This is a genomic window from Streptomyces sp. NPDC029836 (assembly GCF_055574495.1).
On record NZ_JBVHZI010000004.1, the window covers coordinates 164,358 to 187,688 of the forward strand.

The 23,331-nt window shown below is 69.3% G+C and carries 23 protein-coding genes; 11 read left to right on the forward strand and 12 right to left on the reverse strand.

What is annotated here, in order from left to right; all coding sequences use genetic code 11:
* Nucleotides 1–5: 5 nt before the first annotated feature.
* Together cydB and ACZ4XJ_RS14465 are read right to left on the reverse strand one after the other, a co-directional pair.
* A complete protein-coding gene (gene cydB, locus ACZ4XJ_RS14460; RefSeq protein ID WP_362875090.1) occupies nt 6–1,007 on the reverse strand; it encodes a cytochrome d ubiquinol oxidase subunit II in 1,002 nt (333 codons plus the stop codon).
* An 18-nt stretch (nt 1,008–1,025) separates the two neighbouring features.
* The gene (locus ACZ4XJ_RS14465) at nt 1,026–2,531 is read right to left on the reverse strand and encodes a cytochrome ubiquinol oxidase subunit I (protein ID WP_362875091.1); all 1,506 of its coding nucleotides are present in this window, start codon (nt 2,529–2,531) and stop codon (nt 1,026–1,028) included.
* A 188-nt stretch (nt 2,532–2,719) separates the two neighbouring features.
* Here ACZ4XJ_RS14465 and ACZ4XJ_RS14470 point away from each other — a divergent pair, with 188 nt between their 5' ends.
* Entirely contained in the window at nt 2,720–3,088 is a 369-nt protein-coding gene (locus ACZ4XJ_RS14470) for a cyclophilin-like fold protein (RefSeq protein WP_468496354.1), read from the forward strand.
* A 93-nt stretch (nt 3,089–3,181) separates the two neighbouring features.
* On the opposite strand, the gene hisC is transcribed toward ACZ4XJ_RS14470, so the two are convergent.
* Nucleotides 3,182–4,264 (reverse strand): histidinol-phosphate transaminase, encoded by a 1,083-nt coding sequence (gene hisC / locus ACZ4XJ_RS14475; RefSeq protein ID WP_362875093.1) that lies wholly within the window; start codon nt 4,262–4,264, stop codon nt 3,182–3,184.
* A 362-nt stretch (nt 4,265–4,626) separates the two neighbouring features.
* Here hisC and ACZ4XJ_RS14480 point away from each other — a divergent pair, with 362 nt between their 5' ends.
* The 3 genes from ACZ4XJ_RS14480 to ACZ4XJ_RS14490 all read left to right on the forward strand — a co-directional run bounded on the left by ACZ4XJ_RS14480 (nt 4,627) and on the right by ACZ4XJ_RS14490 (nt 8,190).
* Nucleotides 4,627–5,742, forward strand: a complete 1,116-nt coding sequence (locus ACZ4XJ_RS14480) for a LacI family DNA-binding transcriptional regulator (RefSeq protein ID WP_362875095.1) — start codon at nt 4,627–4,629, stop codon at nt 5,740–5,742.
* Between the two features lie 229 nt (nt 5,743–5,971).
* Nucleotides 5,972–7,228, forward strand: coding sequence for a metallophosphoesterase (locus tag ACZ4XJ_RS14485; RefSeq protein ID WP_468496355.1), 1,257 nt, complete (start codon nt 5,972–5,974; stop codon nt 7,226–7,228).
* 149 nt (nt 7,229–7,377) lie between these two features.
* On the forward strand, nt 7,378–8,190 hold the full coding sequence (locus tag ACZ4XJ_RS14490) for a hypothetical protein (RefSeq protein ID WP_468496356.1): 813 nt from the start codon (nt 7,378–7,380) through the stop codon (nt 8,188–8,190).
* 4 nt (nt 8,191–8,194) lie between these two features.
* On the opposite strand, the gene ACZ4XJ_RS14495 is transcribed toward ACZ4XJ_RS14490, so the two are convergent.
* Complete coding sequence (locus ACZ4XJ_RS14495) at nt 8,195–8,878, reverse strand: hypothetical protein (protein WP_362875097.1); 684 nt, start codon at nt 8,876–8,878, stop codon at nt 8,195–8,197.
* Between the two features lie 332 nt (nt 8,879–9,210).
* Between ACZ4XJ_RS14495 and ACZ4XJ_RS14500 the strand changes: the two genes are divergently transcribed.
* Entirely contained in the window at nt 9,211–10,344 is a 1,134-nt protein-coding gene (locus ACZ4XJ_RS14500) for a glycosyltransferase (RefSeq protein ID WP_468496357.1), read from the forward strand.
* Here the strand turns inward: ACZ4XJ_RS14500 and ACZ4XJ_RS14505 are convergent.
* Together ACZ4XJ_RS14505 and thiC are read right to left on the reverse strand one after the other, a co-directional pair.
* Nucleotides 10,341–11,393: an aldo/keto reductase gene (locus tag ACZ4XJ_RS14505; protein ID WP_468496562.1), complete on the reverse strand. Its 1,053-nt coding sequence runs from the start codon at nt 11,391–11,393 to the stop codon at nt 10,341–10,343. The two genes, ACZ4XJ_RS14500 and ACZ4XJ_RS14505, sit on opposite strands and share 4 nt — an antisense overlap.
* Nucleotides 11,394–11,563: 170 nt before the next feature.
* Nucleotides 11,564–13,351, reverse strand: a complete 1,788-nt coding sequence (thiC, locus tag ACZ4XJ_RS14510; RefSeq protein WP_362875099.1) for a phosphomethylpyrimidine synthase ThiC — start codon at nt 13,349–13,351, stop codon at nt 11,564–11,566.
* A gap of 178 nt (nt 13,352–13,529) precedes the next feature.
* Here thiC and ACZ4XJ_RS14515 point away from each other — a divergent pair, with 178 nt between their 5' ends.
* The gene (locus ACZ4XJ_RS14515; RefSeq protein ID WP_468496358.1) at nt 13,530–14,954 is read left to right on the forward strand and encodes a YibE/F family protein; all 1,425 of its coding nucleotides are present in this window, start codon (nt 13,530–13,532) and stop codon (nt 14,952–14,954) included.
* A gap of 23 nt (nt 14,955–14,977) precedes the next feature.
* On the opposite strand, the gene ACZ4XJ_RS14520 is transcribed toward ACZ4XJ_RS14515, so the two are convergent.
* The 4 genes from ACZ4XJ_RS14520 to ACZ4XJ_RS14535 all read right to left on the reverse strand — a co-directional run bounded on the left by ACZ4XJ_RS14520 (nt 14,978) and on the right by ACZ4XJ_RS14535 (nt 17,252).
* Nucleotides 14,978–15,427: an SsgA family sporulation/cell division regulator gene (locus ACZ4XJ_RS14520; RefSeq protein ID WP_362875101.1), complete on the reverse strand. Its 450-nt coding sequence runs from the start codon at nt 15,425–15,427 to the stop codon at nt 14,978–14,980.
* 96 nt (nt 15,428–15,523) lie between these two features.
* Nucleotides 15,524–16,261, reverse strand: a complete 738-nt coding sequence (locus tag ACZ4XJ_RS14525) for an IclR family transcriptional regulator (RefSeq protein ID WP_362875458.1) — start codon at nt 16,259–16,261, stop codon at nt 15,524–15,526.
* Between the two features lie 286 nt (nt 16,262–16,547).
* A complete protein-coding gene (locus ACZ4XJ_RS14530; protein WP_383987605.1) occupies nt 16,548–16,772 on the reverse strand; it encodes a DUF5326 family protein in 225 nt (74 codons plus the stop codon).
* 162 nt (nt 16,773–16,934) lie between these two features.
* Nucleotides 16,935–17,252 carry a cupin domain-containing protein gene (locus ACZ4XJ_RS14535; protein WP_362875103.1) on the reverse strand — a complete coding sequence of 106 codons (318 nt, stop codon included), beginning with the start codon at nt 17,250–17,252 and terminating at the stop codon, nt 16,935–16,937.
* A 79-nt stretch (nt 17,253–17,331) separates the two neighbouring features.
* Here ACZ4XJ_RS14535 and ACZ4XJ_RS14540 point away from each other — a divergent pair, with 79 nt between their 5' ends.
* The 4 genes from ACZ4XJ_RS14540 (at nt 17,332) to ACZ4XJ_RS14555 (ending at nt 20,207) form a co-directional block, all read left to right on the forward strand.
* A complete protein-coding gene (locus ACZ4XJ_RS14540) occupies nt 17,332–17,712 on the forward strand; it encodes a phage holin family protein (protein ID WP_362875104.1) in 381 nt (126 codons plus the stop codon).
* Between the two features lie 10 nt (nt 17,713–17,722).
* Nucleotides 17,723–18,226 (forward strand): low molecular weight protein-tyrosine-phosphatase, encoded by a 504-nt coding sequence (locus ACZ4XJ_RS14545; RefSeq protein ID WP_362875105.1) that lies wholly within the window; start codon nt 17,723–17,725, stop codon nt 18,224–18,226.
* Entirely contained in the window at nt 18,223–19,389 is a 1,167-nt protein-coding gene (locus ACZ4XJ_RS14550; RefSeq protein ID WP_362875106.1) for a cystathionine gamma-lyase, read from the forward strand. Before ACZ4XJ_RS14545 ends, ACZ4XJ_RS14550 begins: the two co-directional genes overlap by 4 nt.
* Before the next feature lie 338 nt (nt 19,390–19,727).
* Nucleotides 19,728–20,207: an NUDIX domain-containing protein gene (locus ACZ4XJ_RS14555; RefSeq protein WP_468496359.1), complete on the forward strand. Its 480-nt coding sequence runs from the start codon at nt 19,728–19,730 to the stop codon at nt 20,205–20,207.
* A 33-nt stretch (nt 20,208–20,240) separates the two neighbouring features.
* Here the strand turns inward: ACZ4XJ_RS14555 and ACZ4XJ_RS14560 are convergent, their stop codons facing one another.
* Entirely contained in the window at nt 20,241–21,446 is a 1,206-nt protein-coding gene (locus ACZ4XJ_RS14560) for a globin domain-containing protein (protein ID WP_468496360.1), read from the reverse strand.
* Nucleotides 21,447–21,581: 135 nt separating this feature from the next.
* A complete protein-coding gene (locus ACZ4XJ_RS14565) occupies nt 21,582–22,217 on the reverse strand; it encodes an HAD family hydrolase (protein ID WP_468496361.1) in 636 nt (211 codons plus the stop codon).
* Between the two features lie 208 nt (nt 22,218–22,425).
* On the opposite strand from ACZ4XJ_RS14565, the gene ACZ4XJ_RS14570 reads away from it, so the two are divergent.
* On the forward strand, nt 22,426–23,313 hold the full coding sequence (locus ACZ4XJ_RS14570) for a GNAT family N-acetyltransferase (protein ID WP_468496362.1): 888 nt from the start codon (nt 22,426–22,428) through the stop codon (nt 23,311–23,313).
* Nucleotides 23,314–23,331: the final 18 nt, after the last annotated feature.

Sequence of the window (23,331 nt, forward strand, 5' to 3'; positions counted from 1 at the left end):
GCGCGTCAGTGCGCGTCGACGATGTGCTGCGTCCCGATCCGCTTGCGGAACACCCAGTAGGTCCAGCCCTGGTAGAGCATGACGAGCGGGGTGGCCACGGCCGCACACCAGGTCATGATCTTCAGCGTGTACGGGCTGGACGAGGCGTTGGTGACCGTGAGGTTCCAGGCGTCGTTCAGCGAGGACGGCATGACGTTCGGGAAGAGCGTCAGGAACAGCATCGCGACGGCGGCCGCGATGGTGACCCCCGAGAGCGCGAACGACCAGCCCTCACGGCCCGCCAGGTTGAAGCCCAGGGCTCCGACCAGCGCGAGCACCGCGACGGCCATCGCGATCATGCTCCATCCGTCACCGCGCGAGGCCTGCGTCCAGATCAGGAAGACGAGCGCCAGCACCGCGGTGACCACGCCGAGCCGGGTGGCCAGCGTGCGCGAGCGCTCCCGGATGTCGCCGACCGTCTTGAGCGAGGTGAACACCGCGCCGTGGAAGGTGAACAGGGTGAGGGTGACCAGGCCGCCGAGGATCGAGTAGACGTTGAGCAGGTCGAGGAAGGTGCCGACGTACTCCATGTCCTGGTCGATCTTCACTCCGCGCACGATGTTCGCGAAGGCCACGCCCCACAGGAACGCGGGGATCAGCGAGGTCCAGAAGATCGCGTGTTCCCAGTTGGTCTGCCACTTGTCCTCCGGCCGCTTGTGCCGGTACTCGAAGGCGACGCCCCGGATGATGAGGCAGACCAGGATGATCAGCAGCGGCAGGTAGAAGCCCGAGAAGAGCGTGGCGTACCACTCGGGGAAGGCGGCGAAGGTCGCGCCGCCGGCGGTGAGCAGCCACACCTCGTTGCCGTCCCAGACGGGCCCGATCGTGTTGATCAGGACCCGCTTCTCCGTGCGGTCACGGGCGAGCAGCTTGGTGAGTACGCCGACTCCGAAGTCGAAGCCCTCCAGGAAGAAGTAGCCGATCCACAGGACGGCGATGAGGACGAACCAGACGTCGTGGAGTTGCATGGGGTGGTCTCCGCTGTCTCAGTACGAGAAGGCCATCGGACGGTCGGGGTTCTTGTCGTCCCCGCCGATCTTCGTCGGCGGGTTCAGGTCGGCCTCGGTGAGTTCGGGAGGGCCGAGCTTGACGTACTTCACGAGCAGCTTGACTTCGATCACCGCGAGGACGGCGTACAGCAGGGTGAAGCCGATCATCGAGGTGAGGACCTCGGCCTGGGTGACGTTCGGCGAGACGGCGTCCCGGGTGCGCAGGACCCCGTAGACGACCCAGGGCTGGCGGCCCATCTCGGTGAAGATCCAGCCCCAGGAGTTGGCTATGAGCGGGAAGCCCATGGTCCAGAGGGCGACGACCCAGTACAGGTTGGCGAAACGCGGGCTCAGCGCCTTCTTGAAGAGGACCAGGTTCGGCACCTCGTCCGGCCCGGTGCGCAGACCCTGCGGCAGCAGGAACTTCTTGCGCGTCAGCCACAGTCCCAGGGCGCCGATGGCAGTCGAGGCCATGCCGAAGCCGATCATCCAGCGGAAGCCCCAATAGGCGACGGGGATGTTGGGCCGGTAGTCGCCCGGTCCGAACTTCTCCTGCTGGGCCTTGTTGACGTCGTTGATGCCCGGGACGAAGGAGGTGAAGTCGTCGTTGGCCAGGAAGGACAGCAGGCCGGGAATCTCGATCGCGACCTTGTTGTGCCCCTTGTCGACGTCGCCGTAGGCGAAGACGGAGAAGGGGGCGGGTGCCTCGCCGTCCCACAGGGCCTCGGCGGCGGCCATCTTCATCGGCTGCTGCTTGTACATCACCTTGCCGAGCAGGTCGCCGCTGATGGCGGTGCCCATACCGGCGATGATCATGACGATGAGGCCGAGGCGCAGTGAGCTCCGCATGACCGGCACGTGCTTCTTGCGCGCCAGGTGGTACGCGGCGATGCCGGCCATGAACGCGCCGCCGACCAGGAAGGCCGCCGTGATCGTGTGGAAGAACTGGGTCACCGCGGTGTTCTGAGTGAGGACCAGCCAGAAGTCGGTGAGTTCGGCACGCCCGCGTTCCTCGTTGATCCGGTAGCCGACGGGGTGCTGCATCCAGGAGTTGGCCGCGAGGATGAAGTACGCGGACAGGATGGTGCCGATCGACACCATCCATATGCAGGCGAGGTGGATCTTCTTGGGCAGCTTGTCCCAGCCGAAGATCCACAGGCCGATGAAGGTGGACTCGAAGAAGAAGGCGATCAGGGCCTCGAAGGCCAGTGGCGCCCCGAAGATGTCGCCGACGAAGCGCGAGTAGTCGGACCAGTTCATGCCGAACTGGAACTCCTGGACGATGCCGGTGACGACACCCATCGCGATGTTGATCAGGAAGAGCTTGCCCCAGAACTTGGTGGCCCTGAGGTACTTCTCGTTCTCGCTCCGCACCCATGCGGTCTGCAGGCCGGCGGTGAGCGCGGCGAGCGAGATCGTCAGGGGGACGAACAGGAAGTGGTAGACGGTGGTGATGCCGAACTGCCATCGCGCCAGCGTCTCCGGCGCCAAAGCTAGGTCCACGTCCTCGTCTCCTTCGGGTCACCGTGGTAACAGCGGCAGTCTGCCGTTTGCGTCCCACCCAATTCGGGATAAGCAGGACACGCTTGTGAACGCGTTCACATTCACAAGCATTATGGCGCACGGGTTCGGACGCCCATGAGGCGGGGGTCCCCTAGCCAAGACATTCAACAGATTGTTGAATGCGGCGCATGCAGATACGAATCTCCTGGCCCTCGGGCCAGCTCACCGCGACCCTCGACGAGACCCCGACCAGCAAGGCCCTCGTCGAAGCCCTCCCGATCTCCGCCTCCGCCAACACCTGGGGGGAGGAGGTCTACTTCGACACCGGCGTGTCCGTCGCCCTGGAACACGACGCCCAGCAGGTCGTCGCGCCGGGCACCGTCGCGTTCTGGACCGAGGGCGACGCGCTCGCGCTGCCCTACGGCCCCACGCCCATCTCGCGCGGAGGCGAGAGCCGCCTGGCGAGCCCGTGCAACGTCCTCGGCTCGTTCGACGGCGACCCCCGCCTGCTGTCCACCGTCCGCGACGGCGACCCCATCCGCGTCGAGCTCGCGTAAGCGCGCCCCGCTGGGGCCGCCGTCCGGCGCCACGGCCACGCGGCCGTGCGCTCCCGGACCTCGGCTGTGGCTACAGCTCCTTGAAGGCCGTGGCTACAGTTCCTTGAAGAACGCCGCGGCCGTGTGCAGGAAGAGGTCGTTCGCCTCGGTCTCACCGATCGTGACCCGCAGGCCCTCACCCGCGAAGGGCCGGACCACCACACCGGCCTTCTCGCAGGCCGCCGCGAACTCGGCGGTCCGCTCCCCCAGCCGCATCCACACGAAGTTGGCCTGGGTGTCCGGGACGACCGTCCAACCCTGGGCCAGCAGCGTGCCGTGCACCCGCGCGCGCTCGCCCACCAGCGAACCGACCCGACCCATCAGCTCGTCCTCGGCGCGCAGCGAAGCGACCGCCGCGTCCTGGGCGAGCTGGCTGACGCCGAACGGGACCGCCGTCTTGCGCAGCGCGGCCGCCACCGGCTCGTGCGCGACCGCGAATCCGACCCGCAGGCCGGCCAGTCCGTACGCCTTGGAGAACGTGCGCAGCACGGCGACGTTCGGGCGGTCGCGGTAGAGCTCCATGCCGTCCGGGACGTCGGCGTCGCGGACGAACTCGCGGTACGCCTCGTCCAGCACCACCAGGATGTCCGAGGGCACCCGGTCCAGGAAACGTTCCAGCTCGGCGCGGCGCACCGCGGTGCCGGTGGGGTTGTTCGGGTTGCAGACGAAGATCAGGCGCGTCCGGTCCGTGATGGCCTCGGCCATGGCGTCCAGGTCGTGCACGTCCCCGTCGGTGAGGGGCACCTGGACCGACGTCGCACCCGAGATCTGCGTGATGATCGGGTAGGCCTCGAAGGACCGCCAGGCGTAGATGACCTCGTCGCCGGGGCCCGCCGTGGACTGGATCAGCGACTGGGCCACTCCTACGGAGCCGGTGCCCGTCGCGATGTGCTCGACCGGCACCCCGAACCGGTCGGCCAGCTCGTTCACCAGTTCGGTACAGGCCATGTCCGGGTAGCGGTTGAAGCGGCCCGCGGCCGCGACCGCGCTCTCCAGGACACCCGGCAGCGGCGGGTACGGGTTCTCGTTCGAGGACAGCTTGAACGCCACGGGCCCGCCGGTGGCAGCGGGCTTTCCGGGCTTGTAGGTGGGAATGCCGTCCAGCTCGGCGCGCAGCTTCGGGCTCTTCTCGCTCACCGCAGGTCCTCCTCGACCGTCCCGTCGACGGCACCGTCGACTCAATACTGCTCACCTTATGAGGATTCCGTCGATCCGAGAATGGCGGGCGCCCGGAACACCGGGGGAGCGCACGCATATATGCGCGCGCCGGTGGCCTGCGCCGTGGCGCGCGTCCCTCGTGAAGGTGAGTTGCAGCCCGTCCGGGGCGGCTCCGTTTTGGCATGCCCGGACCCGACGACAAGCGGCACCCTCGGTCGAAACCCCCAATGACCTTCACTTCCAAGGTCATTGGGGGTGGCGAAACATGCAGAATCGTGCCTGTCAACGCGTGCATATGCACCCGGACCACCCACCCCACCGAGCCCTACTATCGGCTCGCCATGACAGCAGCAGGGAAGCATCAGGTGAGCCGGGCCGAGACCACCCGGCGAGTCGGCGGCCGACAGGGCCGGGCCGGCATCAGAGACGTGGCCGCCGCAGCGGGCGTCTCCATCACAACCGTCTCCGACGCGCTCAATGGCAAGGGGCGGCTGCCGGACGCCACCCGCCGCCACGTCCGCGAGGTCGCCGACCGGCTGGGCTATCGCCCTTCCGCGGCCGCCCGCACCCTCCGTACCGGCAAGTCGGGCCTCATCGGCCTGACCGTGACGACGTACGGGGATGAACCTTTCACCTTCACCGAATTCGCGTACTTCGCGGAGATGGCACGGGCCGCCACCTCCGCCGCGCTCGCCCGTGGGTACGCCCTCGTCATCCTCCCCGCCACCTCACGACACGACGTCTGGTCCAACGTGGCCCTGGACGGCACCGTCGTGATCGACCCGTCCGACCACGACCCCGTGGTCAGCGAGCTGGTCCGTCAGGGACTCCCCGTGGTCTCCGACGGCCGACCCGCCGGCACCCTTCCCGTCACCGCCTGGGTCGACAACGACCACGAAGCGGCCGTCCTCGGCCTCCTCGACCACCTCGCAGCCGCCGGCGCCCGCCGCATCGGGCTGCTGACCGGCACCACCACCGACACCTACACCCGACTCTCCACCACCGCCTACCTCAGTTGGTGCGAACGCGTGGGCCAGGACCCGGTCTACGAGTCCTACCCCGCCCACGACCCGTGCGCCGGGGCCGTGGCCGCCGATCGACTGCTCGCCCGGCCCGACCGGCCCGATGCCGTGTACGGCCTCTTCGACCCCAACGGCACCGACCTCCTCGCCGCGGCCAGGCGTTACGGCCTGCGCGTTCCGGAGGACCTGCTCCTCGTGTGCTGCAGCGAGTCCACCGTCTACGCCACCACCGAACCGCCCATCACCACGCTTTCCCTGAAACCGCGCCGCATCGGAACCGCCGTCGTGCAGTTGCTGATCGACGCGATCGAGGGGGTCGACACCGGACGGCCCGTCGAGCAGGTCGTTCCGACCGAACTCATCATCCGCACTTCCTCACAGCGCAGGACGCCCCGAACCACCGTCAGTCCACCCCGTTCACCGGCCCAGGACTGACCTCCGGACCATGACGCGGCGGGGTCGACGACCCCGCCGAGGATTTCAGCAACACCGATATCCGGACAAACAGTAGGAACAACAGGCCCCGGCCAGGATTCACCACCCCTGGTGCGTCACAGAGCGCGAGCCGCATTCCTATGATGGGCGCACGACATCACGGACCCTCCGACCCGGAGGTCAGGAGGGTCCGCAGGTGTACGGCAGCGCGACGGTGGTGGAGGGGTCGATGACTCAGGGGGCCGGTCAGGGACCCGCGATGCGGACGGACACGCTGCGGGACTTCCGGGTGCCGGTCAGCGAACCCGCGCAGCACAAGGCGTCCGCCAACCCGCCCGGGGACGCACCCGGGTACGGCGGGCATCCCGCCTACTACGGCGGGGCCTCGACGCCCGCGCCCCCGGTGCCCGGCTACGCGCCGGCACACCCCGAGTACCTCGGTTCCGCGCCGACGGCCCGGCCCGCGCCGGAGACGGTCCCGCACCAGCGCACGGCCGCGGCCCACGCGGACGTCCACGCACCCGAGCCGGCGGACGACGAACCCGACGACGGCTACACGCCCACGCAGCGGGACCTGCCCGTCATCGGCCGCGGCGCCCAAGGCGGCCCCGGCGACACTGTCCAGGTCCAGTACGTGCCCCAGGAGGCCCCCGCCTCCGGCCCGGGCCCGCTGTACGTGGTCGGCGACGTCCACGGGTACCTCGACGAACTGGTCACGGAACTCCAGGCGCAGGACCTCATCGACGCCGACCGACGCTGGTCCGCCGGCAACGCGCGGCTCTGGTTCCTCGGCGACTTCACCGACCGCGGGCCCGACGGCATCGGCGTGATCGACCTCGTCATGCGGCTCTCCGCCGAGGCCGCCGCGGCCGGCGGCTACTGCAAGGCCCTCATGGGCAACCACGAGCTGCTGCTGATCGGCGCCAAGCGGTTCGGCGACACCCCCGTCCAATCGGGGGCGGGGACGGCCACCTTCCAGGCCGCCTGGCTGCTCAACGGTGGCCAACGCACCGACATGGAGCGCCTGGAGGACGTCCACCTGCAGTGGATGTCCCGGTTGGACGCGACCACGCTGGAGGACGGCCACCTGCTGCTGCACTCCGACACCACCGCGTACCTGGACTACGGCGACTCCATCGAGGACGTCAACGACACCATCCACGAGCTCCTCAACCGCAACGACGCCGACATCACCTGGGACCTGTTCCGCAAGTTCACCAAGCGCTTCGCCTTCCGCGACGAGGAGACGGGCCCGCACGCCGTACGGGAACTGCTCGGCACCTACGGCGGCGGTCGCGTGGTCCACGGTCACAGCCCGATCCCCTACCTGCTCGGCGAGGTGGGCACCGAGGACGGCGACGAGTCCCGCGGCCCGGAGGCCGTGGACGGGCCGCACGTGTACGCGGAGGGCCTCGCCATCGCCATGGACGGCGGCGTCACCATGGCGGGCAAACTTCTCGTCGTTCAACTACCTCTGCGCGACTGAGCGTTCTCGGAGCGGGGTATTTCGGCAAAGCCCCTGTCACGGCGTGGCAGGGGCGCTCTACCATCGCTCTATCCGTAGCAGGCTCTCCTCCGTTTGTGCCGGTGCCCGGGGTCTACGCGGGCAAACCGGCTTGTACGGAGCATCGGGGGATGCACATGACCAGCGCTCCGCACCTGCTGACCGAAGACCGACCCGAGTTCGATCGGCTCCTCGACGAAACACTGCGCACGGCGGACGAGCGGCCCGAGCTCGCCGGCGTGGGCGAACGGCTGAACGCCGAGCAACTGCGCACGATGGCACTGAACGCCATCGCGCTGCTGACCGCTGCGGCGGCCGCCGAGTACGACCACTACGTGAAGGTCCGCGCGGAACTGCGCGGCGAGGCGCTGTCGGTCTCCGCCGGCGGTGGGGAGTACGCCACGGGCGACCGGGACGACGGGGCCGGGGTGAGCGCCGTGGTCGCCGTCCTGGCGCCCGTCCTGGCCGGTACCGCCATGCTGATCTTCCTGCTGGTGGGCTACGGCCTGAAGCTGATCGAGCCCGAGCCGGCCTTCGCCAAGACGATGCTGACGGCCGGCTGGCTCTTCGGGGCCCTCACCGTGGCCGCCCTGCTGTTCGCGGTCATCGGACTGTTGGTGACCGCCCTGCGCAACAGTTCGACGGAGGTCGCCCCGGTGGAGACTGCGGTGATCCCCGAAGAGCTCTCGCGGGCCCGGGAAGCATGGCGCAACGCGCTGCTGGAGCGGGGCATCGTCCCGTTCCTGCGGGACGCCCTGGCCGATCCGAGCGCCGACGGCTATCCGACCCCCCGCACACCGGGGGCCGGGCGCATCCCCCAGTTGGGATACACCCGGCCCGACTTCACCAGTCCCGGATCCGCCTCACAGGGACCCCGACCGGGCTACGCGTCCCCGGACTTCACCAGCCCGGACTTCGGCGGCCCGGGACACGAACCGGAGTGACCGGCTAGGAACCGGCGTTCAAGGGTGCTCCGTGCGGCAGGTCGCCCTTGAACTGCTTGGCCCTCAGGGTGCCCGGCGTGGGGGCGGGGGTGAGTTCGATCCAGGCCTCGTCCCAGATGAAGTTGCTGCCGTTGGTGTCACCGTGCGTCTGGTAGACCCTGCCGTCGGTGGTCAGGACCCTGATGTAGGCGTCATTGCCCTGGTCGATGATCGAAATGCTGCAGGCCGTTCCGAAGGGGTAGTTCGGGTTGTCCGAGTTCGTCAGGTCCTGCCAGACGGGGGCGCCGCCCGTGGAGCTGGAGCGGCCGGCGTAGGCGATGCCGTTCGTGAGGGCCGCACTGAACGACTCGGTGTTCGAAGGCGCGTAGCTGTCGATGTCACTACAGGGGCCGGTCGCACCCTGCGGGCCGGTCGGGCCCTGGGGACCCGTCGGACCTTGGGGGCCGGTCGCACCCGTCGCGCCCTTCGGTCCTCGGGGGCCCCGCGGTCCGGTCGGTCCGACCTTGCAGTCGTCCCTGCCCGGGTCCGCCTTGGCCGCCGCCGCGTCGTCACCGCGGTCCGGTCTCTGCTTCGACGGCTTGCAGGGCTCCCCGCCACCGCTCCGTACGCTCGGTACGTTCGCGGTGGGCGACACGGCGAAGGCCGTCGGAGCCACGATTCCCACCAGGACCAGGGGGACGGAGGCCAATGTTCCTCCGGCCAGCCAGCCCGCTCGTCGGGGCAAGGGCCTCGCAATGGATCGGGACCTGTCTTCAGAACTCATCTGCCGCTCCTCGCGCGCACGGGATCGAATGCTTCTCCGAAGTTCGGACATCGGCCCGGACTCCGGGCGACATCTTGAGGACACCCCCGGCCGCGCGGCGCGACGACGCGCCCTGGCGTCAGCGGAACGGCTCATCGGGGAGGGTCCAATTGGCCTCCCGCGAGGGCCACCCGGGTTCGGGCTCCGGCGTGCCTCGCCCCTCGCCGGCGGCACCGTCCCTAGGGTCAGCGGCCGTGAAGCCGACGATTTGCCTCTGCATGATCGTGAAGAACGAGTCCGCCGTCATCGAACGCTGCCTCGCGTCGGTGAGGGGGCTCATCGATACCTGGGCCATCTCCGACACGGGATCCACGGACGGAACCCGACAACTGATCCGAACGGCCCTGGAGGGAATCCCCGGGGAGCTCCACGACGAACCGTGGGTCGACTTCGGGCACAACCGCAGCCTCAACATCAGACACGGGCTCGGCAAGGCCGACTACCTCCTGCTCCTCGACGCCGACCACGTCCTGCGCCCCGAAGGGCCGCTGCCCATCCTCACCGCGGACTCGTACATGCTCCGCCACGCGGGCGCCACCGAGTACCGCATCAAGCGCCTGGTCCGTGCCGATCTCCCCTGGCGGTACGAGGGCGTCACCCACGAGTACCTGACCTGCGATCGCCGCGACGAGAACGACCAGCGCCCCGGCCTTCAGGAGAACCTCGACGCCCTCGTCATCGAGGACCACGCCGACGGCGGCTCCCGGCACGACAAGTTCGAGCGGGACGCCCGGCTGCTCGGCGCCGAACTCCAGCGCGACCCCGCCAACACCCGGACCGTCTTCTACCTCGCCCAGACCTTGCGGGACATGGGTGACACCGGAGCCTCGATCAAGCTCTACGAGCGCCGCGCCGGTATGGGCGGTTGGGCCGAGGAGGTCTACTACGCACTGCTCCAAGTCGGCGTCCTGCACGGTGAGACCGGCGACTGGCCCGCCGCGATGGACGCCCTCTCCCGGGCCTGGGACTCGCGTCCCGACCGGCTGGAGGCCTGTTACGAGCTCGCCGCCCGACTCAGAATGCTCGGCCGCTACCACTCGGCACATGCCATCACCGCAGCCGTACTGGATCGGCCGACACCGGACGACCTGCTCTTCGTCCAGCCCTGGGTCTACCGGTGGGGGCTGCTCTTCGAGCACTCGATCAACGCCTACTGGGTCGGCGCCATGAACGCCTCCCTCAGCGCCTGCGACCGGCTGCTCGCGATGCCCGACCTGCCGGAGGCGTACCGGCGCCAGACGCAGGACAACCGCGCATTCGCCGTAGCCGCCCTCTGCCCCCCGTCCGCGGGGGTTTCACGTGAAACGAAGGCTCCCGTTTCACGTGAAACGTCGCGGCCCGCCGCGTTCTAGGACGCGGCGGCGCGATCACCCAGGGCCCGGCGGCGGCGGCCGGCGTCCGCCAGGGCCGGCGGGCGCCAGACGCCGTCCGGGCGGTAGAGGTTGGTGCCGGGCGCGACGATCTCGTCGATCCGGTCCAGCACCGCGTTGTCGAGCACCAGCCCGGCGCCCTTCACCAGGGACTCCATCTGCTCCATCGTGCGAGGCCCGATGATCACCGAGGTGACGGCGGGATGGGCGACGGGGAAGGCCACGGCCAGTTCGGGCAGCGTGCAGCCGATGGATTCGGAGAGCTCGACCAGCTGTTCCACGGCCTCCAGCTTGGCGACGTTGCCCGGGATCGCCGGGTCGAACCGTGCCGGCGTGAGCGCCGCCCGTCCCGAGGTCAGGTCGATCGGCCCACCGAGACGGTACTTTCCGCTCAGGAACCCCGACGCGAGCGGGCTCCAGGTCAGCACTCCCATTCCGTACCGGAGCGCGACGGGCAGCACGTCCGCCTCGATCCCCCGCGCGAGGATCGAGTACGGGGGCTGCTCCGTGCGGAACCGGGGCAACGCCCGCCGCTCCGCCACGTGGTGCGCCTCGACGAGCTCCTCGGCGGGGAACGTCGAGCACCCGAAGGCGCGGATCTTGCCGGCCCGGACCAAGTCGCCGAGGACCGCCAGGGTCTCTTCGACATCGGTCGTGTGGTCCGGCCGGTGCACCTGGTAGAGGTCGATCCAGTCGGTGTCCAGCCGGCGCAGGCTGTCCTCCACCGCCCGCACGATCCACCGCCGCGAATTGCCGCTGCGGTTGCGGCCCTCGCCCATCCGGAAGTGGACCTTCGTGGCGAGCACCACGTCGTCGCGCCGCGCCGTGAGCGCCTTGCCGACGATCACCTCGGACTCACCGGCGGAGTACATGTCCGCCGTGTCGACGAAGTTGATGCCCCGGTCGAGTGCGGCATGGATGATCCGCACACACTCCTCGTGGTCCGGGTTGCCCATCGCGCCGAACATCATCGTGCCCAGGCAGTGGGCGCTCACCTCGATGCCGGTACCGCCAAGACTTCGGTATCCCATGGTCATGCGGCCGCACTCTAGGACCTGGAGCGCGCTCCAGGTCAAGGGTCGAGCTCCCGGGCCGGTACGTTCGAACTCCCGCCCCCCGAACTCTCAGCGCCCGGACATGGCGCTGCTCCCGACCGACGGAAATCCGCCGGGCGGGAGCAGCACTCCCCCCGAACAGTGCGTCAGTCCGCCAGCGGCAGATAGACGCGGTTGCCCGCAGCGGCGAACTCGGCGGACTTCTCCGCCATGCCCGCCTCGATCTCGTCGGCCTTCAGGTCCCCGCCGTGCTGACGGCGGATGTCCTGCGAGATCTTCATGGAGCAGAACTTGGGACCGCACATCGAGCAGAAGTGCGCGGTCTTGGCCGGCTCGGCCGGCAGGGTCTCGTCGTGGAACTCACGGGCCGTGTCCGGGTCGAGGGCCAGGTTGAACTGGTCCTCCCAGCGGAACTCGAACCGTGCGTCCGACAGGGCGTCGTCCCACTCCTGGGCGCCCGGGTGCCCCTTGGCCAGGTCCGCCGCGTGGGCGGCGATCTTGTAGGTGATGACTCCGGTCTTCACGTCGTCGCGGTTCGGCAGGCCCAGGTGCTCCTTGGGCGTGACGTAGCAGAGCATCGCCGTGCCCCACCAGGCGATCATCGCGGCGCCGATGCCCGAGGTGATGTGGTCGTAGGCGGGCGCGACGTCCGTGGTCAGCGGGCCGAGCGTGTAGAACGGCGCCTCTTCGCAGATCTCCTGCTGGAGGTCGATGTTCTCCTTGATCTTGTGCATCGGGACGTGGCCCGGGCCCTCGATCATCGTCTGGACGTTGTGGCGCTTGGCGATGGTGTTCAGCTCGCCCAGCGTCTTCAACTCGGCGAACTGCGCGGCGTCGTTGGCGTCGGCGATGGAGCCGGGGCGCAGGCCGTCGCCCAGCGAGTACGTGACGTCGTAGGTCGCGAGGATGTCGCAGAGCTCTTCGAAGTTCGTGTAGAGGAAGTTCTCCTTGTGGTGCGCCAGGCACCACGCGGCCATGATCGAACCGCCGCGGGAGACGATTCCGGTCTTGCGCCGGGCGGTCAGCGGCACGTACGGCAGCAGCACGCCGGCGTGGACCGTCATGTAGTCGACGCCCTGCTCGGCCTGCTCGATGACCGTGTCCTTGTAGATCTCCCAGGTCAGGTCCTCGGCGCGGCCGTCGACCTTCTCCAGCGCCTGGTAGAGCGGCACGGTGCCGATCGGGACGGGAGAGTTGCGCAGCACCCATTCGCGCGTGGTGTGGATGTTGCGGCCGGTCGAGAGGTCCATGACCGTGTCGGCGCCCCACTTGGTGGCCCAGGTCATCTTGTCGACCTCCTCCTCGATGGAGGAGGTGACCGCGGAGTTTCCGATGTTGGCGTTGACCTTCACCAGGAACCGCTTGCCGATGATCATCGGCTCGATCTCGGGGTGGTTCACGTTGGCCGGCAGGACCGCGCGACCTGCGGCGATCTCTTCGCGGACGACCTCGGCGGAGACGTTCTCGCGGATCGCGACGTACTCCATCTCCGGAGTGATCTCGCCGCGTCGGGCGTACGCGAGCTGGGTGACGGCGGCCCCGCCACGGCCGCGGCGGGGCTGCCGCGGACGGCCCGGAAAGACCGCGTCCAGGTTCTTGAGGCCGCCACGGGGCGAGGTGTGCTTGATGCCGTCGTCCTCGGGGCGCGCGGGGCGGCCCGCGTACTCCTCGGTGTCGCCACGGCTGATGATCCAGTTCTCGCGCAGCGGCGCGAGGCCCCGCCGGACGTCCGTCTCGATCCCGGGGTCGGTGTACGGCCCGGACGTGTCGTAGAGCGTCACGTCCTTGCCGTTGGTGAGGTGGACCTGGCGGACGGGCACCCGGATGTCGGGGCGGGAGCCCGCCACGTAACCCTTGTGCCAGCCCGGCTGGCGCTCGTTCCCGCCGTCGGCGTCCTGGCTGACGGCAGGCGTGCGTGCGTCCTGAATGGTCATGAGACCGTATCTCCCTACGCCGGCATTACCCGGTAACAGGTTCGGCGGTCGACGCAGCCTCTTCCCGTACGCGTTCTCATGTGCGTACGGTGATCAGCGCCCTCTCAGCCCGGTGCTCCGAGCTCCCGCGTTGTGCAAAGGTGCCCCCACGCTAGCGTCATCTGTGGCGTGCTGAACAGTGGGCCCCCTCATCTCTTGCGATGATCTGCCGGTGACGTCCTCGCCGCAGCCCCCCACCGAGCCCACCGAACCCACGGGTCACCACGACCATGAGCCCGCACCCCACGGGCATGCGGCCGTGCCCGCCCCAGGCCATTCCCACAGCCACAGTCACGGGCCGGCGGCTCCCGTTTCCCAGCACCTGCGCAAGGTCATCGCCGCGGTGCTGATCCCCTTCGCCGCGGCCGTCTTCATCGGCATGGCGGTCCTGTGGCCGGGCGGCGCACCCGCCCACGAGCGGACCGGCGTGGGCTTCGACCGGCAGACCCAGCAGGGGCAGGTCGTCGCGCTCGAAAGCGTCGACTGCAAATCGGTGAACGCCTCGCAGGTACCGGCGACGGGCGACCTCACGACCCCCCAGGGCCGCGAGGCGGACGCCGCGCAGAACGGCGACTGCAAGAAGGCCACCGTCGTGGTCGGCAGCGGTCCGGACAAGGGGCGCGCCTTCTTCGAGATCGTCCAGCCGGGGGCGCCGCGGCAGTTGGAGCAGGGCCAGGAGGTGGTCGTCGCCCACGCGCCGGACGCCCCGCGGGACCTCCAGTACTCGGTGATCGACGTGAACCGGAAGCTGCCGATGGCGCTGCTGGCCGGCATCTTCGCGGTGGCCGTCGTCGTGGTCGGCCGGCTGCGGGGACTGTTCGCCCTCATCGCCCTCGTGATCAGCTTCGCGATCCTGACCCTGTTCATCCTCCCGGCGATCCTGCAGGGCTCGAACCCCCTGGTCGTCGCGATCGTCGGAGCCAGCGCGATCATGCTGATCGCCCTCTACATGTGCCACGGGCTGACGGCGAGGACCTCGGTCGCCGTTCTCGGCACGCTCGTCTCGCTGTTGCTGATCGGCCTGTTGGGCTCGGTGTTCATCGACTGGGCGTTCCTGAGCGGCAACACCGATGACAACACCGGCCTGATCCACGGTCTCTACCCCGACATCGACATGAGCGGTTTGCTGCTCGCAGGTGTGATCATCGGCTCGCTCGGCGTACTCGACGACGTGACGGTCACCCAGACCTCGGCGGTGTGGGAACTCCACCAGGCCGACCCGAAGATGGGGCCGCGCGCCTTGTACGGGGCGGCGATCAGGATCGGCCGCGACCACATCGCCTCCGTGGTGAACACCCTCGTACTCGCCTACGCGGGCGCCGCGTTGCCCCTGTTGTTGCTGTTCTCGATCGCCAACAGCAGCATAGGAGCGGTGGCGAACAGCGAACTGGTGGCGGAGGAGATCGTACGGACCCTCGTGGGCTCGATCGGCCTCGTCGCGTCGGTGCCCGTGACGACGGCCCTGGCCGCACTGGTGGTCTCGGCGGACCGGCCGGGCGCCCCGGCCGCCGCGGCGGCTTCGGGGCCGGTCCGCGGCGGCAAGGGGCGGCGACGCAAACGCTGAGCGACGGGTGGGGGGTGCCTCCCTCAGCCGGCGTTCCGTTCGTTGTGCTGGGCTTCGGCGAGGATCTTGTCGAGTGCCTCGTCGAGATCTCCCTCGAAATCACCCAAATTGCGCTCCTGACCGAGCGGAACAAGCCGGTCCGTGCGGTCGAGGAAGGCGACGAGCGGCGCCGCGCCGGCGCGGAACAGCGCCCGGTCCCCGCCGACCTGGAGGCGGATGTGGACGTCGGACAGCTCGTCCGGGTGGCTGGGGGCGATGTGCACATCGCCGTCACCGCACGGCTTGTTGATGCCGTCGAGAAGCAGTTCCCGGCCGAACGCCCAGGTCACGGGCGCGTCTCCGGGAAGGTGGAAGGTGAGGCGTACTGCGTAGGGGTCACGAGCTTCGTACCGGAGTTCCACCGGGATTCGGAACGAGAGTTCCTCGGAAACGAGGAAGCTCATCATGACCTCTGCCTGTACCGACTCGCGCATTGCCTACCCCGCTGTAGTGGAAGTGGCCAGGAATGGTCCCCCAAGCCCTCTTGACAAGAGTGGTGGAAGCGCTGGGAGATCACAAGGAGTGAGTTTTCAGATACTGATAGAGAACGAGAGGGTGCTCAACAGCGCGCCTACTTCACTCCGCAGCCGTTCCATCGCATGGGGCAAGCGGTTTTCCTGGTGCGCGGGGAGCGAAATAGCCATGGTTGCGGCGGTATCGCCCGCTGTGATCGGGATGGCGGCGCACACCGTACCCAACGCGTACTCCTGACGCTCCGTAACCGGCTGCATCCGCTCCAGGGAAGCGATTCTTTGTTCCAGTGCGTGGAGGTCGCGCACGGTGTACGGGGTGATGCCCTCGACCGGGTGACGGTCGTAGTGGTCCTTGCGCGATTTTTCGTCGAGCTGGCCCAGCAGGCACTGGCCGATGGCGTGCGCGTGGCCGGTCTCCCGGAAGTCGGCCCACTCCTCGCAGGCGGGGAAGGCGGGTGTGTCCGAGACGCCCACGACCTCGATCTCACCCTCGCGGTAGACCGCGAAGTAGACGGGGGCTCCGATCGCGTCACGGAAGTGCGCGAGGGAGTCGAGGATCATGCTGCGACGTTTCTGCTGAAGTCCGGCACCGGCCAGCCGCCCGGCGGCGGGTCCGAGGACGAACACCCCTCCCTCGCGGCGCAGATAGCCCTCGTGGGTGAGGGTGCGCAGGAGGTGGTACGCGGTGGGGAGCTGCAGCCCGGCTTCGCGCGCGAGTTGTTTCGCCGGAGCTCCCCCAGCGTGGGAGCCCGCCGCTTCCAGCAGCCTCAGCGCTCGCTGCACCGAACCGATCAGAGTCGGCACACCGGCATTGTGAACCGAAGACAAAGCTCACCCCCAGGCGTGGCGGCGGGCTTGGGGGCCCGCCCTGCGGGGGCCGCCCCCGCGTGTGCCGTCGTTCCTGGGGGTGTTGCTCGGACGCTCCGGACCCGACCGCCCGTCCGGAGCGGAGTACCGGGCTGACGTGCCCAGGGGAGCGACACGGATTGCGACCCTATCCGCCGATTCCAGCGGTGTGGGCGGTTTGCCGTGTCGCGTTCCCCCGCTTGGGTCAATCCCTATCGCCCCGGTCGCGGGTTCGTTACCACTCGGAGGAGGAAGAGGAGGCCTTCGATCCGCTGCCGGTGAACTTCTTGACCACGAAGATCAGACCGCCGACGAGCGCGACGAAGAGCAGCAGCTTGAAGACGAGGCCGATCAGCGTGCCGATGATGCTGGTGATCACCCCGCCGAACACCAGGATGGCCAGCACCGGAACGGCGATCCACTTGACCCACCAGGGCATGCCCGCGAATACCGCTCGGATCCCGTCCATGTCTTCTACCTCTTCCTCATCCGTGACTTCCTGCTCCCGATGCTAGGAGCCGGCGGCCACGGCCGGGGTGCCGGGAGCCCCCGGAACCCCCTGATCCGCCCCCTAGGGGGACCGGTCGCCGACCCCCGGGAAGACAGCCCCGGCCCCGCGCCCTCAGCCCTCCGGCGGCGAGAACACCACCAGCACCTTCAGGGGCTCGGTGATGTGGTGGAACTTGTGCGGCACCCCGGCCGGTACGTAGACGACGCTGCCGTTGGCCACCACCGTCGTCTCCTCCCCGACCGTGATCGAAGCCCGCCCGCTGACGACAACGTACACCTCGTCCTGCTGGTGGGGCTGCTGCGGATCGCTCTGACCCGCGTCGAGGGCGTAGAGCCCCGCCGACATGTTCCGTTCCCGCAGGAATTGCAGGTAGGCGCCGTCGTTGGCCGCTCTCTCCGCTTCGAGCTCATCCAGCCGGAAGGCCTTCATGGTTGCTGTGCCCCTCGTTCGCTACTGCTGTGGGATCCGCTGATGTTCGACCAGGATCTTCTCTGCCACGATCAGACACATGACGAATTTCGTAGTCAAGACGGTCGCCAATGCGGCGGCCCTGGCCGTGGCCATCTGGCTGCTCTCGGGCATCACGCTCGACGACGGCAGCAGCACCGGCCGACGCACCCTCACCCTGATCCTGGTCGCGCTGGTCTTCGGCCTGGTCAACTTCCTCGTCAAGCCCGTGGTGAAGCTGCTCTCCTTCCCCCTTTTCGTGCTCACCCTGGGCCTGTTCACCCTGGTCGTGAACGCCTTGATGCTGCTCCTGACCTCCTGGCTGGCGCAGCAGTTCGACCTGAGCTTCCACGTGGACGGCTTCTGGACCGCGGTCCTCGGCGGCCTGATCATCTCCGTCGTCTCCTGGGCCGTGAACCTGGCCCTGCCCGACAAGAACTGACCGGCCGACGATGTACCGCGTCTGTTTCGTCTGCACCGGAAACATCTGCCGCTCGCCCATGGCCGAGTCGGTCTTCCGCGCCCACGTCGTCGAGGCCGGGCTGGAGGGCCTGGTCGAGGTGGACAGCGCCGGCACCGGCGGATGGCACGAGGGCGACGGCGCCGATCCGCGCACCGTGGCCGTGCTGGAGGCCGCCGGGTACGAGCAGGACCACCGGGCCCGACAGTTCCGGGCCTCCTGGTTCGACCGCCGCGACCTCGTCATCGCGCTCGACGCCGGCCACCTGAAGGACCTGCGGACCCTCGCGCCGAACCCCGGGGCCGCCGCCAAGGTCCGGCTGCTGCGCTCGTACGACCCCGCGGCCGCGCCGGACCGCGCACCGGACGCACTGGACGTACCGGACCCGTACTACGGCCCGTTCGACGGGTTCGAGGAATGCCTGGAACTGGTCGAGGCCGCGAGCCCCGGCCTGCTGGACGCGGTACGCACCGCGGTGAAGGAGCACACCCCGTGAACGACCATCCCGCCGGCGAGAGCGCCACGACGGACCGGTACGGCGACGGAACCCGGGCCGTGCGCGCCGGATTCCCGGAAGCCGTGAAGAACGAACCGACCCTGCCCGGTCCCGTGTTCGCCGCCCACTTCCACCTCCCCGGGGACGTGACGGGCCCGTACACCTACGGCCGAGACAGCAACCCCACGTGGACCCTGCTGGAACGCGCCATCGGCGAACTGGAGGCTCCCGGGCAGGACGGCGTGGAGACCATCGTCTTCGCCTCCGGCATGGCGGCGATCTCCGCCGTACTCCTCTCCCAGGCCCGCACCGGCGACACCGTCGTCCTGCCCGACGACGGCTATCAGGCGTTGCCGCTGCTCCGGGAACAGCTGGAGGCGTACGGGATCGTGGTGCGCACCGCCCCGACCGGCGGCGACGCCCAGCTGACGGTGCTCGACGGCGCCCGGCTCCTGTGGATCGAAACCCCCTCCAATCCGGGGCTCGACGTGTGCGACGTACGCCGTCTCGTGGAGGCCGCGCACGCCGGCGGCACCCTGGTGGCCGTCGACAACACCCTCGCCACGCCGCTCGGGCAGCGGCCGCTGGAACTCGGCGCGGACTTCTCCGTCGCCAGTGGCACCAAGGGCCTCACCGGCCACGGCGATCTGTTGCTGGGCTACGTCGTCTGCCGGGACCCCGCGCTCGCGGCGGGCGTCCGCCGCTGGCGCAAGATCGTCGGAGCCATTCCCGGTCCCATGGAGGCCTGGCTCGCCCACCGCTCGTTGGCGACGATCCAACTGCGCGCCCAGCGCCAGTGGGGCAACGCCCTCGCGCTGGCCGAAGCTCTCGCCGACCGCGCCGAGGTGACAGGCCTGCGCTATCCCGGCCTCCCTTCGGACCCGTCCCACAAGACGGCGGCCCGGCAGATGTCCGGATTCGGCTCGGTGGTCTCCTTCACGCTGCCCGACCGCGCGCACGCGGAACGCTTCATGGCCGCCCTGCACCTGGTCGAGGACGCCACGAGCTTCGGCGGAGTGCGTTCCACGGCCGAGCGGCGCGGGCGCTGGGGCGGCGACGCCGTGCCGGAGGGCTTCATCCGGTTCTCCGCCGGAGCCGAGGACCCCGAGGACCTCGTCGCCGACGTGCTGCGGGCCCTTGACCGCGCGGCTTCCACGTCCTGAACGACACGGGAAACGGTCCGAGCCTCCCCCTGGTGGCTCGGACCGCCCCGGGTTCCGGAAGTGCAGAACCACACGAACAAGGCCAATACACCGGCGCGGAGGCGACCCTGACGTGCTGGGCTCCGGCCGGCACGACCTCGTCATCACCACGTCCCGACCGCGGCGGGCTGTTCGCGGCCTCCACCCCGTGCGACGAGGAACTGGTACTGGTCGCGGTGCCCTATGGGGCCGCCCTCGTCGACCCCGCCCACCGGTTACGCGCCGCCGCGCACTGGTGAGCCCCCTGTTTTCGGACTGCGGTGCGTTTCAGACGGTGCCCACCGGGCCACTCTTCTCCCATGACCGAACGACCCGTGGTCAAACGCACCGCCCGCGCGATCCTGCTCGACGGTGGCGACCTGATCCTCATCAAGCGCACCAAGCCCGGCCTCGACCCGTACTGGGTCACCCCGGGCGGCGGGGTGGAGCCCTCGGACGACACCGTCGTGGAAGCCCTGCACCGCGAGGTCCACGAAGAACTCGGCGCCAAGATCACCGATGTGGTGCCCTGCTTCGTCGACACCGTCGAGCACATCGCCGCCGGGGGAGTGACCGGCGTGAAAGTGCAGCACTTCTTCGTCTGCCATCTCGAATCGATGGACCTCTCCCAGCGCCACGGCCCCGAGATCGACGAACCCGAGGGCGAGTACGAGATCGTCCGCGCCCCCTTCAGCCGGGTCGGGATCGCTGCCGTCCACCTCGTACCGCTGTCATTGCGGCACTACCTCGACGGAAACATCGAGGGGGTGCGCGCGATGCACGCCCCCGACCTGGGCTGAGTACGCCGGGGAGCCGGCGGGCCCGTACCGGGCTCAGCCGGCGACGCCCGCCAGCTCCTCGTACGCGTCGTAGCGGATCCGCTCCCCGGGGATGCCGATCCGCTTCAAGGCGTCCACACCACTGCGGATCATCGCCGGCGGCCCCGAGACGAAGGCGTCGTACGAGCTCCAGGGCCCGTGCTCACCGACGGCCTGTGGCAGCTGCCCGTCCAGGCCACCACCCACGACCGGGCGCACCGACAGCCACGGGTGGGAGCGCTGCAACCCCAGCAGGGTGTCCTTGTCGTAGAGGTCGTTGTCGCTGCGCGCCCCGAAGAAGACCTCCATGGGCCGTCGCTCGCCGTGCTCGGCGACGTCCTCGATCAACGCCTTGATGGGGGCGATACCCGTGCCGCCGCCCAGACAGAGCATGCCGTTGTCGGTCGTGTGGTCCGCCACCATCGATCCCGCCGGCGGCCCGAGCCGCAGCACGTCGCCCGGCTGTGCGTGTCGGACGAGGGCGTTGGAGACCCAGCCGGCCGGTACGGCCTTGACGTGGAAGGAGAGGAGGCCGTCGGCGCGCGGCGCCGAGGCGAAGGAGTAGTGCCGCCAGACCCGTGGCCACCACGGGGTCTCCAGGCTCGTGTACTGGCCCGCCAGGAAGGGGTACGGCTGGTCGGGGCGGACCGTCAGCACCGCGATGTCCGAGGTGCGCAGGTCGTGCGAGACGACCTCCGCGTGCCACCAGGCGGGCGCCTTCACCTCGTCCTCGGCCGCTGCGTCGATCATGATCTGCGAGATGGCCGTGTACGCGCGGACCCAGGCCGCCTGGGTCTCCGGCCCCCAGGTGAACTCGGCGTACCGGGACAGCGCCCCGATCAGGGCCTCTCCCACCGCCGGGTAGTGACCGGCCATGGTCCCGTACTTGCGGTGCCCCGTGCCCAGTCGGCGTAGGTACGGGACGAGCACGTCCGGATCCTCGATGTGCTCGGCGGCGGTCAGCAGCGCCTTCAGCAACCGGTCGCGCTGGATGTCCATGGCGGCGGGGAACATCCCCCGCACCTCGGGGTGCCCGGTGAAGACCAAGGCGTAGAAGTACGAGGTGACTTTGTCGGCGACGGGTGCGATCTCGGCAAGGGTCCGGTGGATGAGCACGGCGTCCGGGGAGGGCTCCTTCGCACCGCCCCCGGAGGGTATCCGGCCTGTCGGTCTGGCCGATCTGGTGGGCGGAGCGTCCATGCGGTGCCTCGCTTCGAGCATCTCGGTCGGTGTGCGCGCGCCACGGCCTCGAATCCGTGGTTCCGGGGTTCACAGCGTGCCGGCCGATCAAGAGCACTGCGGGGGAATGGGAAAATTCTGCGTTTCGAACCCTCCTTCCCCTTAAGATGCCTCAACTTACGGGCGGGCCACCCCCACGAGCTGATAGGCCTCGCGGAGGTCGCGGCCCTCGTAGACGTACGTCGCCCGCTCGGCCAGGTACGGACGAGCGTTGACCGCCACCGACCTCGGAACGGCCTCGAAGAGCACGGCGTCGGTCAGCGAGTCCCCGTACGCGACGCAGTCGCCCCGGGTCACGCCGAACCGTGCGCACAGTTGGTCGGCGATGCCCACCTTGCCCTCGGGTGTCAGGATCCCCGCGAGGTCGACGGGCCGGGTGAAGGGCACCTCGGGGAAGACCGAGCCGTGGGCGGCATGGGCGCCCCACTCCAGCAAGAGTTCGACGAAGAACGAGGGGGACAGCGAGATGACCGCGCAGTAGTCCCCGCGCTCGCGGATCTCCTGCCAGACGTCCCGGATGCCGGCCAGCCACGGAGACCCGTCGAACGCCGCCCGCACGTGGGCGGGCGTCAGCTCCGACCACAGCTCCCGTACCGCTGCCGAAAACTGGTGGGGGGTGATCTCGCATGCGGCGAAGGACCGCTCCAGTTGGGCGATTTCAACCCCCATGCCGAGCTGCCGGGAAATCTCGACCGGCGCGGCCGAGCCGAACATCAGGGTCCCGTCGAGATCGAAAAGGTGCAGCGCTGTCATGGTCGTCGAGGCTAGCCGCTCCGTTTCACGTGAAACAGCGTGTTTCACGTGAAACGGGGCCGCCTGTTTCACGTGAAACCAGCGACTGTTTCACGGGAAGGATAGCCGCGTCCCCCATGAACCTCAACGGTTTCACGTGAAACGTCGGCGGCGGCCGCGCAGCCATACCCCCTGGACGGCCACCCGGCCCATGATCCAGGCTGGGCAGGTGACACCACCACCGCTCATCGAACTGCCGATCCGCCTGCTCACCACGGACGATCTCCGTCGTTGCGCCGATCTGTCCGAGGACCGCGGCTGGCCCCGCGAGAACCACAAGTGGGGACTGCTCCTCGCCGCGGGCGACGCCTACGGAATCGACGCCCCCGACGGCGAAGGACTGGCCGCCGCCTGCGTCGTCACCCGCTACGGCCCCAGCAGGGTCAAGCCGGACCTCGCGGCCATCGGCATGGTCCTCGTCGCGGACCGTTACGCCCGCAGAGGCCTGGGCCGCCGCCTGATGACCCACGTCTGCGACGAGGTTCTGGCGGGCATCCCCCTCACCCTGCACGCCACACCGTACGGCCGGCCCCTGTACGAGGAGCTCGGCTTCGACACGACGGGTCGTGCCGAAATGCTGGTGGGCACCTTCCGCCCCACCGGCGGCGATCCGCTCCCGAACGGCGAAACCGTCCGCCCGGCCACCTCCGACGACATCCCGGGCATCATCCGCCTGGACACCGAGGTGTTCGGCACCGACCGCACCCACCTGATCATTCGCCTGCCCGCGTTCGCCGACCGGATCCTCGTCATGGAGAACGGTCGGGGCGAGCTCGTCGGGTACGCGGCCATCTGGCCCAACATGGACACCCATGTCGTGGGCCCGCTGATCGCCCGCGACACCGCTAGCGCCCGGGCACTCGTGACCGCGCTGGCCGCCACCACCGACCGGCCCCTGCGCACCGACGTCGACGTACGCCACGAGGAACTCCTCGCCTGGCTCAAGGAACGGGGCCTCGCATCGGTGGCGTTCAACGCCGTCATGACCCGGAACATCCCCGGCCTGCCCGGCGACTGGACCCGTCGCTGGGCCCCCCTGACCGTCGCGGCCGGCTGAGAGAAGGAACAGCGCACC

What these genes read in the sequence shown, in the direction of transcription:
- cydB (WP_362875090.1), bottom strand. Translation starts at nt 1,007, where the DNA reads ATGCAACTCCACGACGTCTGGTTCGTCCTCATCGCCGTCCTGTGGATC.
- ACZ4XJ_RS14470 (WP_468496354.1), top strand. Translation starts at nt 2,720, where the DNA reads ATGCAGATACGAATCTCCTGGCCCTCGGGCCAGCTCACCGCGACCCTC.
- ACZ4XJ_RS14480 (WP_362875095.1), top strand. Translation starts at nt 4,627, where the DNA reads ATGACAGCAGCAGGGAAGCATCAGGTGAGCCGGGCCGAGACCACCCGG.
- ACZ4XJ_RS14485 (WP_468496355.1), top strand. Translation starts at nt 5,972, where the DNA reads ATGACTCAGGGGGCCGGTCAGGGACCCGCGATGCGGACGGACACGCTG.
- ACZ4XJ_RS14490 (WP_468496356.1), top strand. Translation starts at nt 7,378, where the DNA reads ATGCACATGACCAGCGCTCCGCACCTGCTGACCGAAGACCGACCCGAG.
- ACZ4XJ_RS14500 (WP_468496357.1), top strand. Translation starts at nt 9,211, where the DNA reads ATGATCGTGAAGAACGAGTCCGCCGTCATCGAACGCTGCCTCGCGTCG.
- ACZ4XJ_RS14505 (WP_468496562.1), bottom strand. Translation starts at nt 11,393, where the DNA reads ATGGGATACCGAAGTCTTGGCGGTACCGGCATCGAGGTGAGCGCCCAC.
- thiC (WP_362875099.1), bottom strand. Translation starts at nt 13,351, where the DNA reads ATGACCATTCAGGACGCACGCACGCCTGCCGTCAGCCAGGACGCCGAC.
- ACZ4XJ_RS14520 (WP_362875101.1), bottom strand. Translation starts at nt 15,427, where the DNA reads ATGCGCGAGTCGGTACAGGCAGAGGTCATGATGAGCTTCCTCGTTTCC.
- ACZ4XJ_RS14535 (WP_362875103.1), bottom strand. Translation starts at nt 17,252, where the DNA reads ATGAAGGCCTTCCGGCTGGATGAGCTCGAAGCGGAGAGAGCGGCCAAC.
- ACZ4XJ_RS14540 (WP_362875104.1), top strand. Translation starts at nt 17,332, where the DNA reads ATGACGAATTTCGTAGTCAAGACGGTCGCCAATGCGGCGGCCCTGGCC.
- ACZ4XJ_RS14545 (WP_362875105.1), top strand. Translation starts at nt 17,723, where the DNA reads ATGTACCGCGTCTGTTTCGTCTGCACCGGAAACATCTGCCGCTCGCCC.
- ACZ4XJ_RS14555 (WP_468496359.1), top strand. Translation starts at nt 19,728, where the DNA reads ATGACCGAACGACCCGTGGTCAAACGCACCGCCCGCGCGATCCTGCTC.
- ACZ4XJ_RS14560 (WP_468496360.1), bottom strand. Translation starts at nt 21,446, where the DNA reads ATGCTCGAAGCGAGGCACCGCATGGACGCTCCGCCCACCAGATCGGCC.
- ACZ4XJ_RS14565 (WP_468496361.1), bottom strand. Translation starts at nt 22,217, where the DNA reads ATGACAGCGCTGCACCTTTTCGATCTCGACGGGACCCTGATGTTCGGC.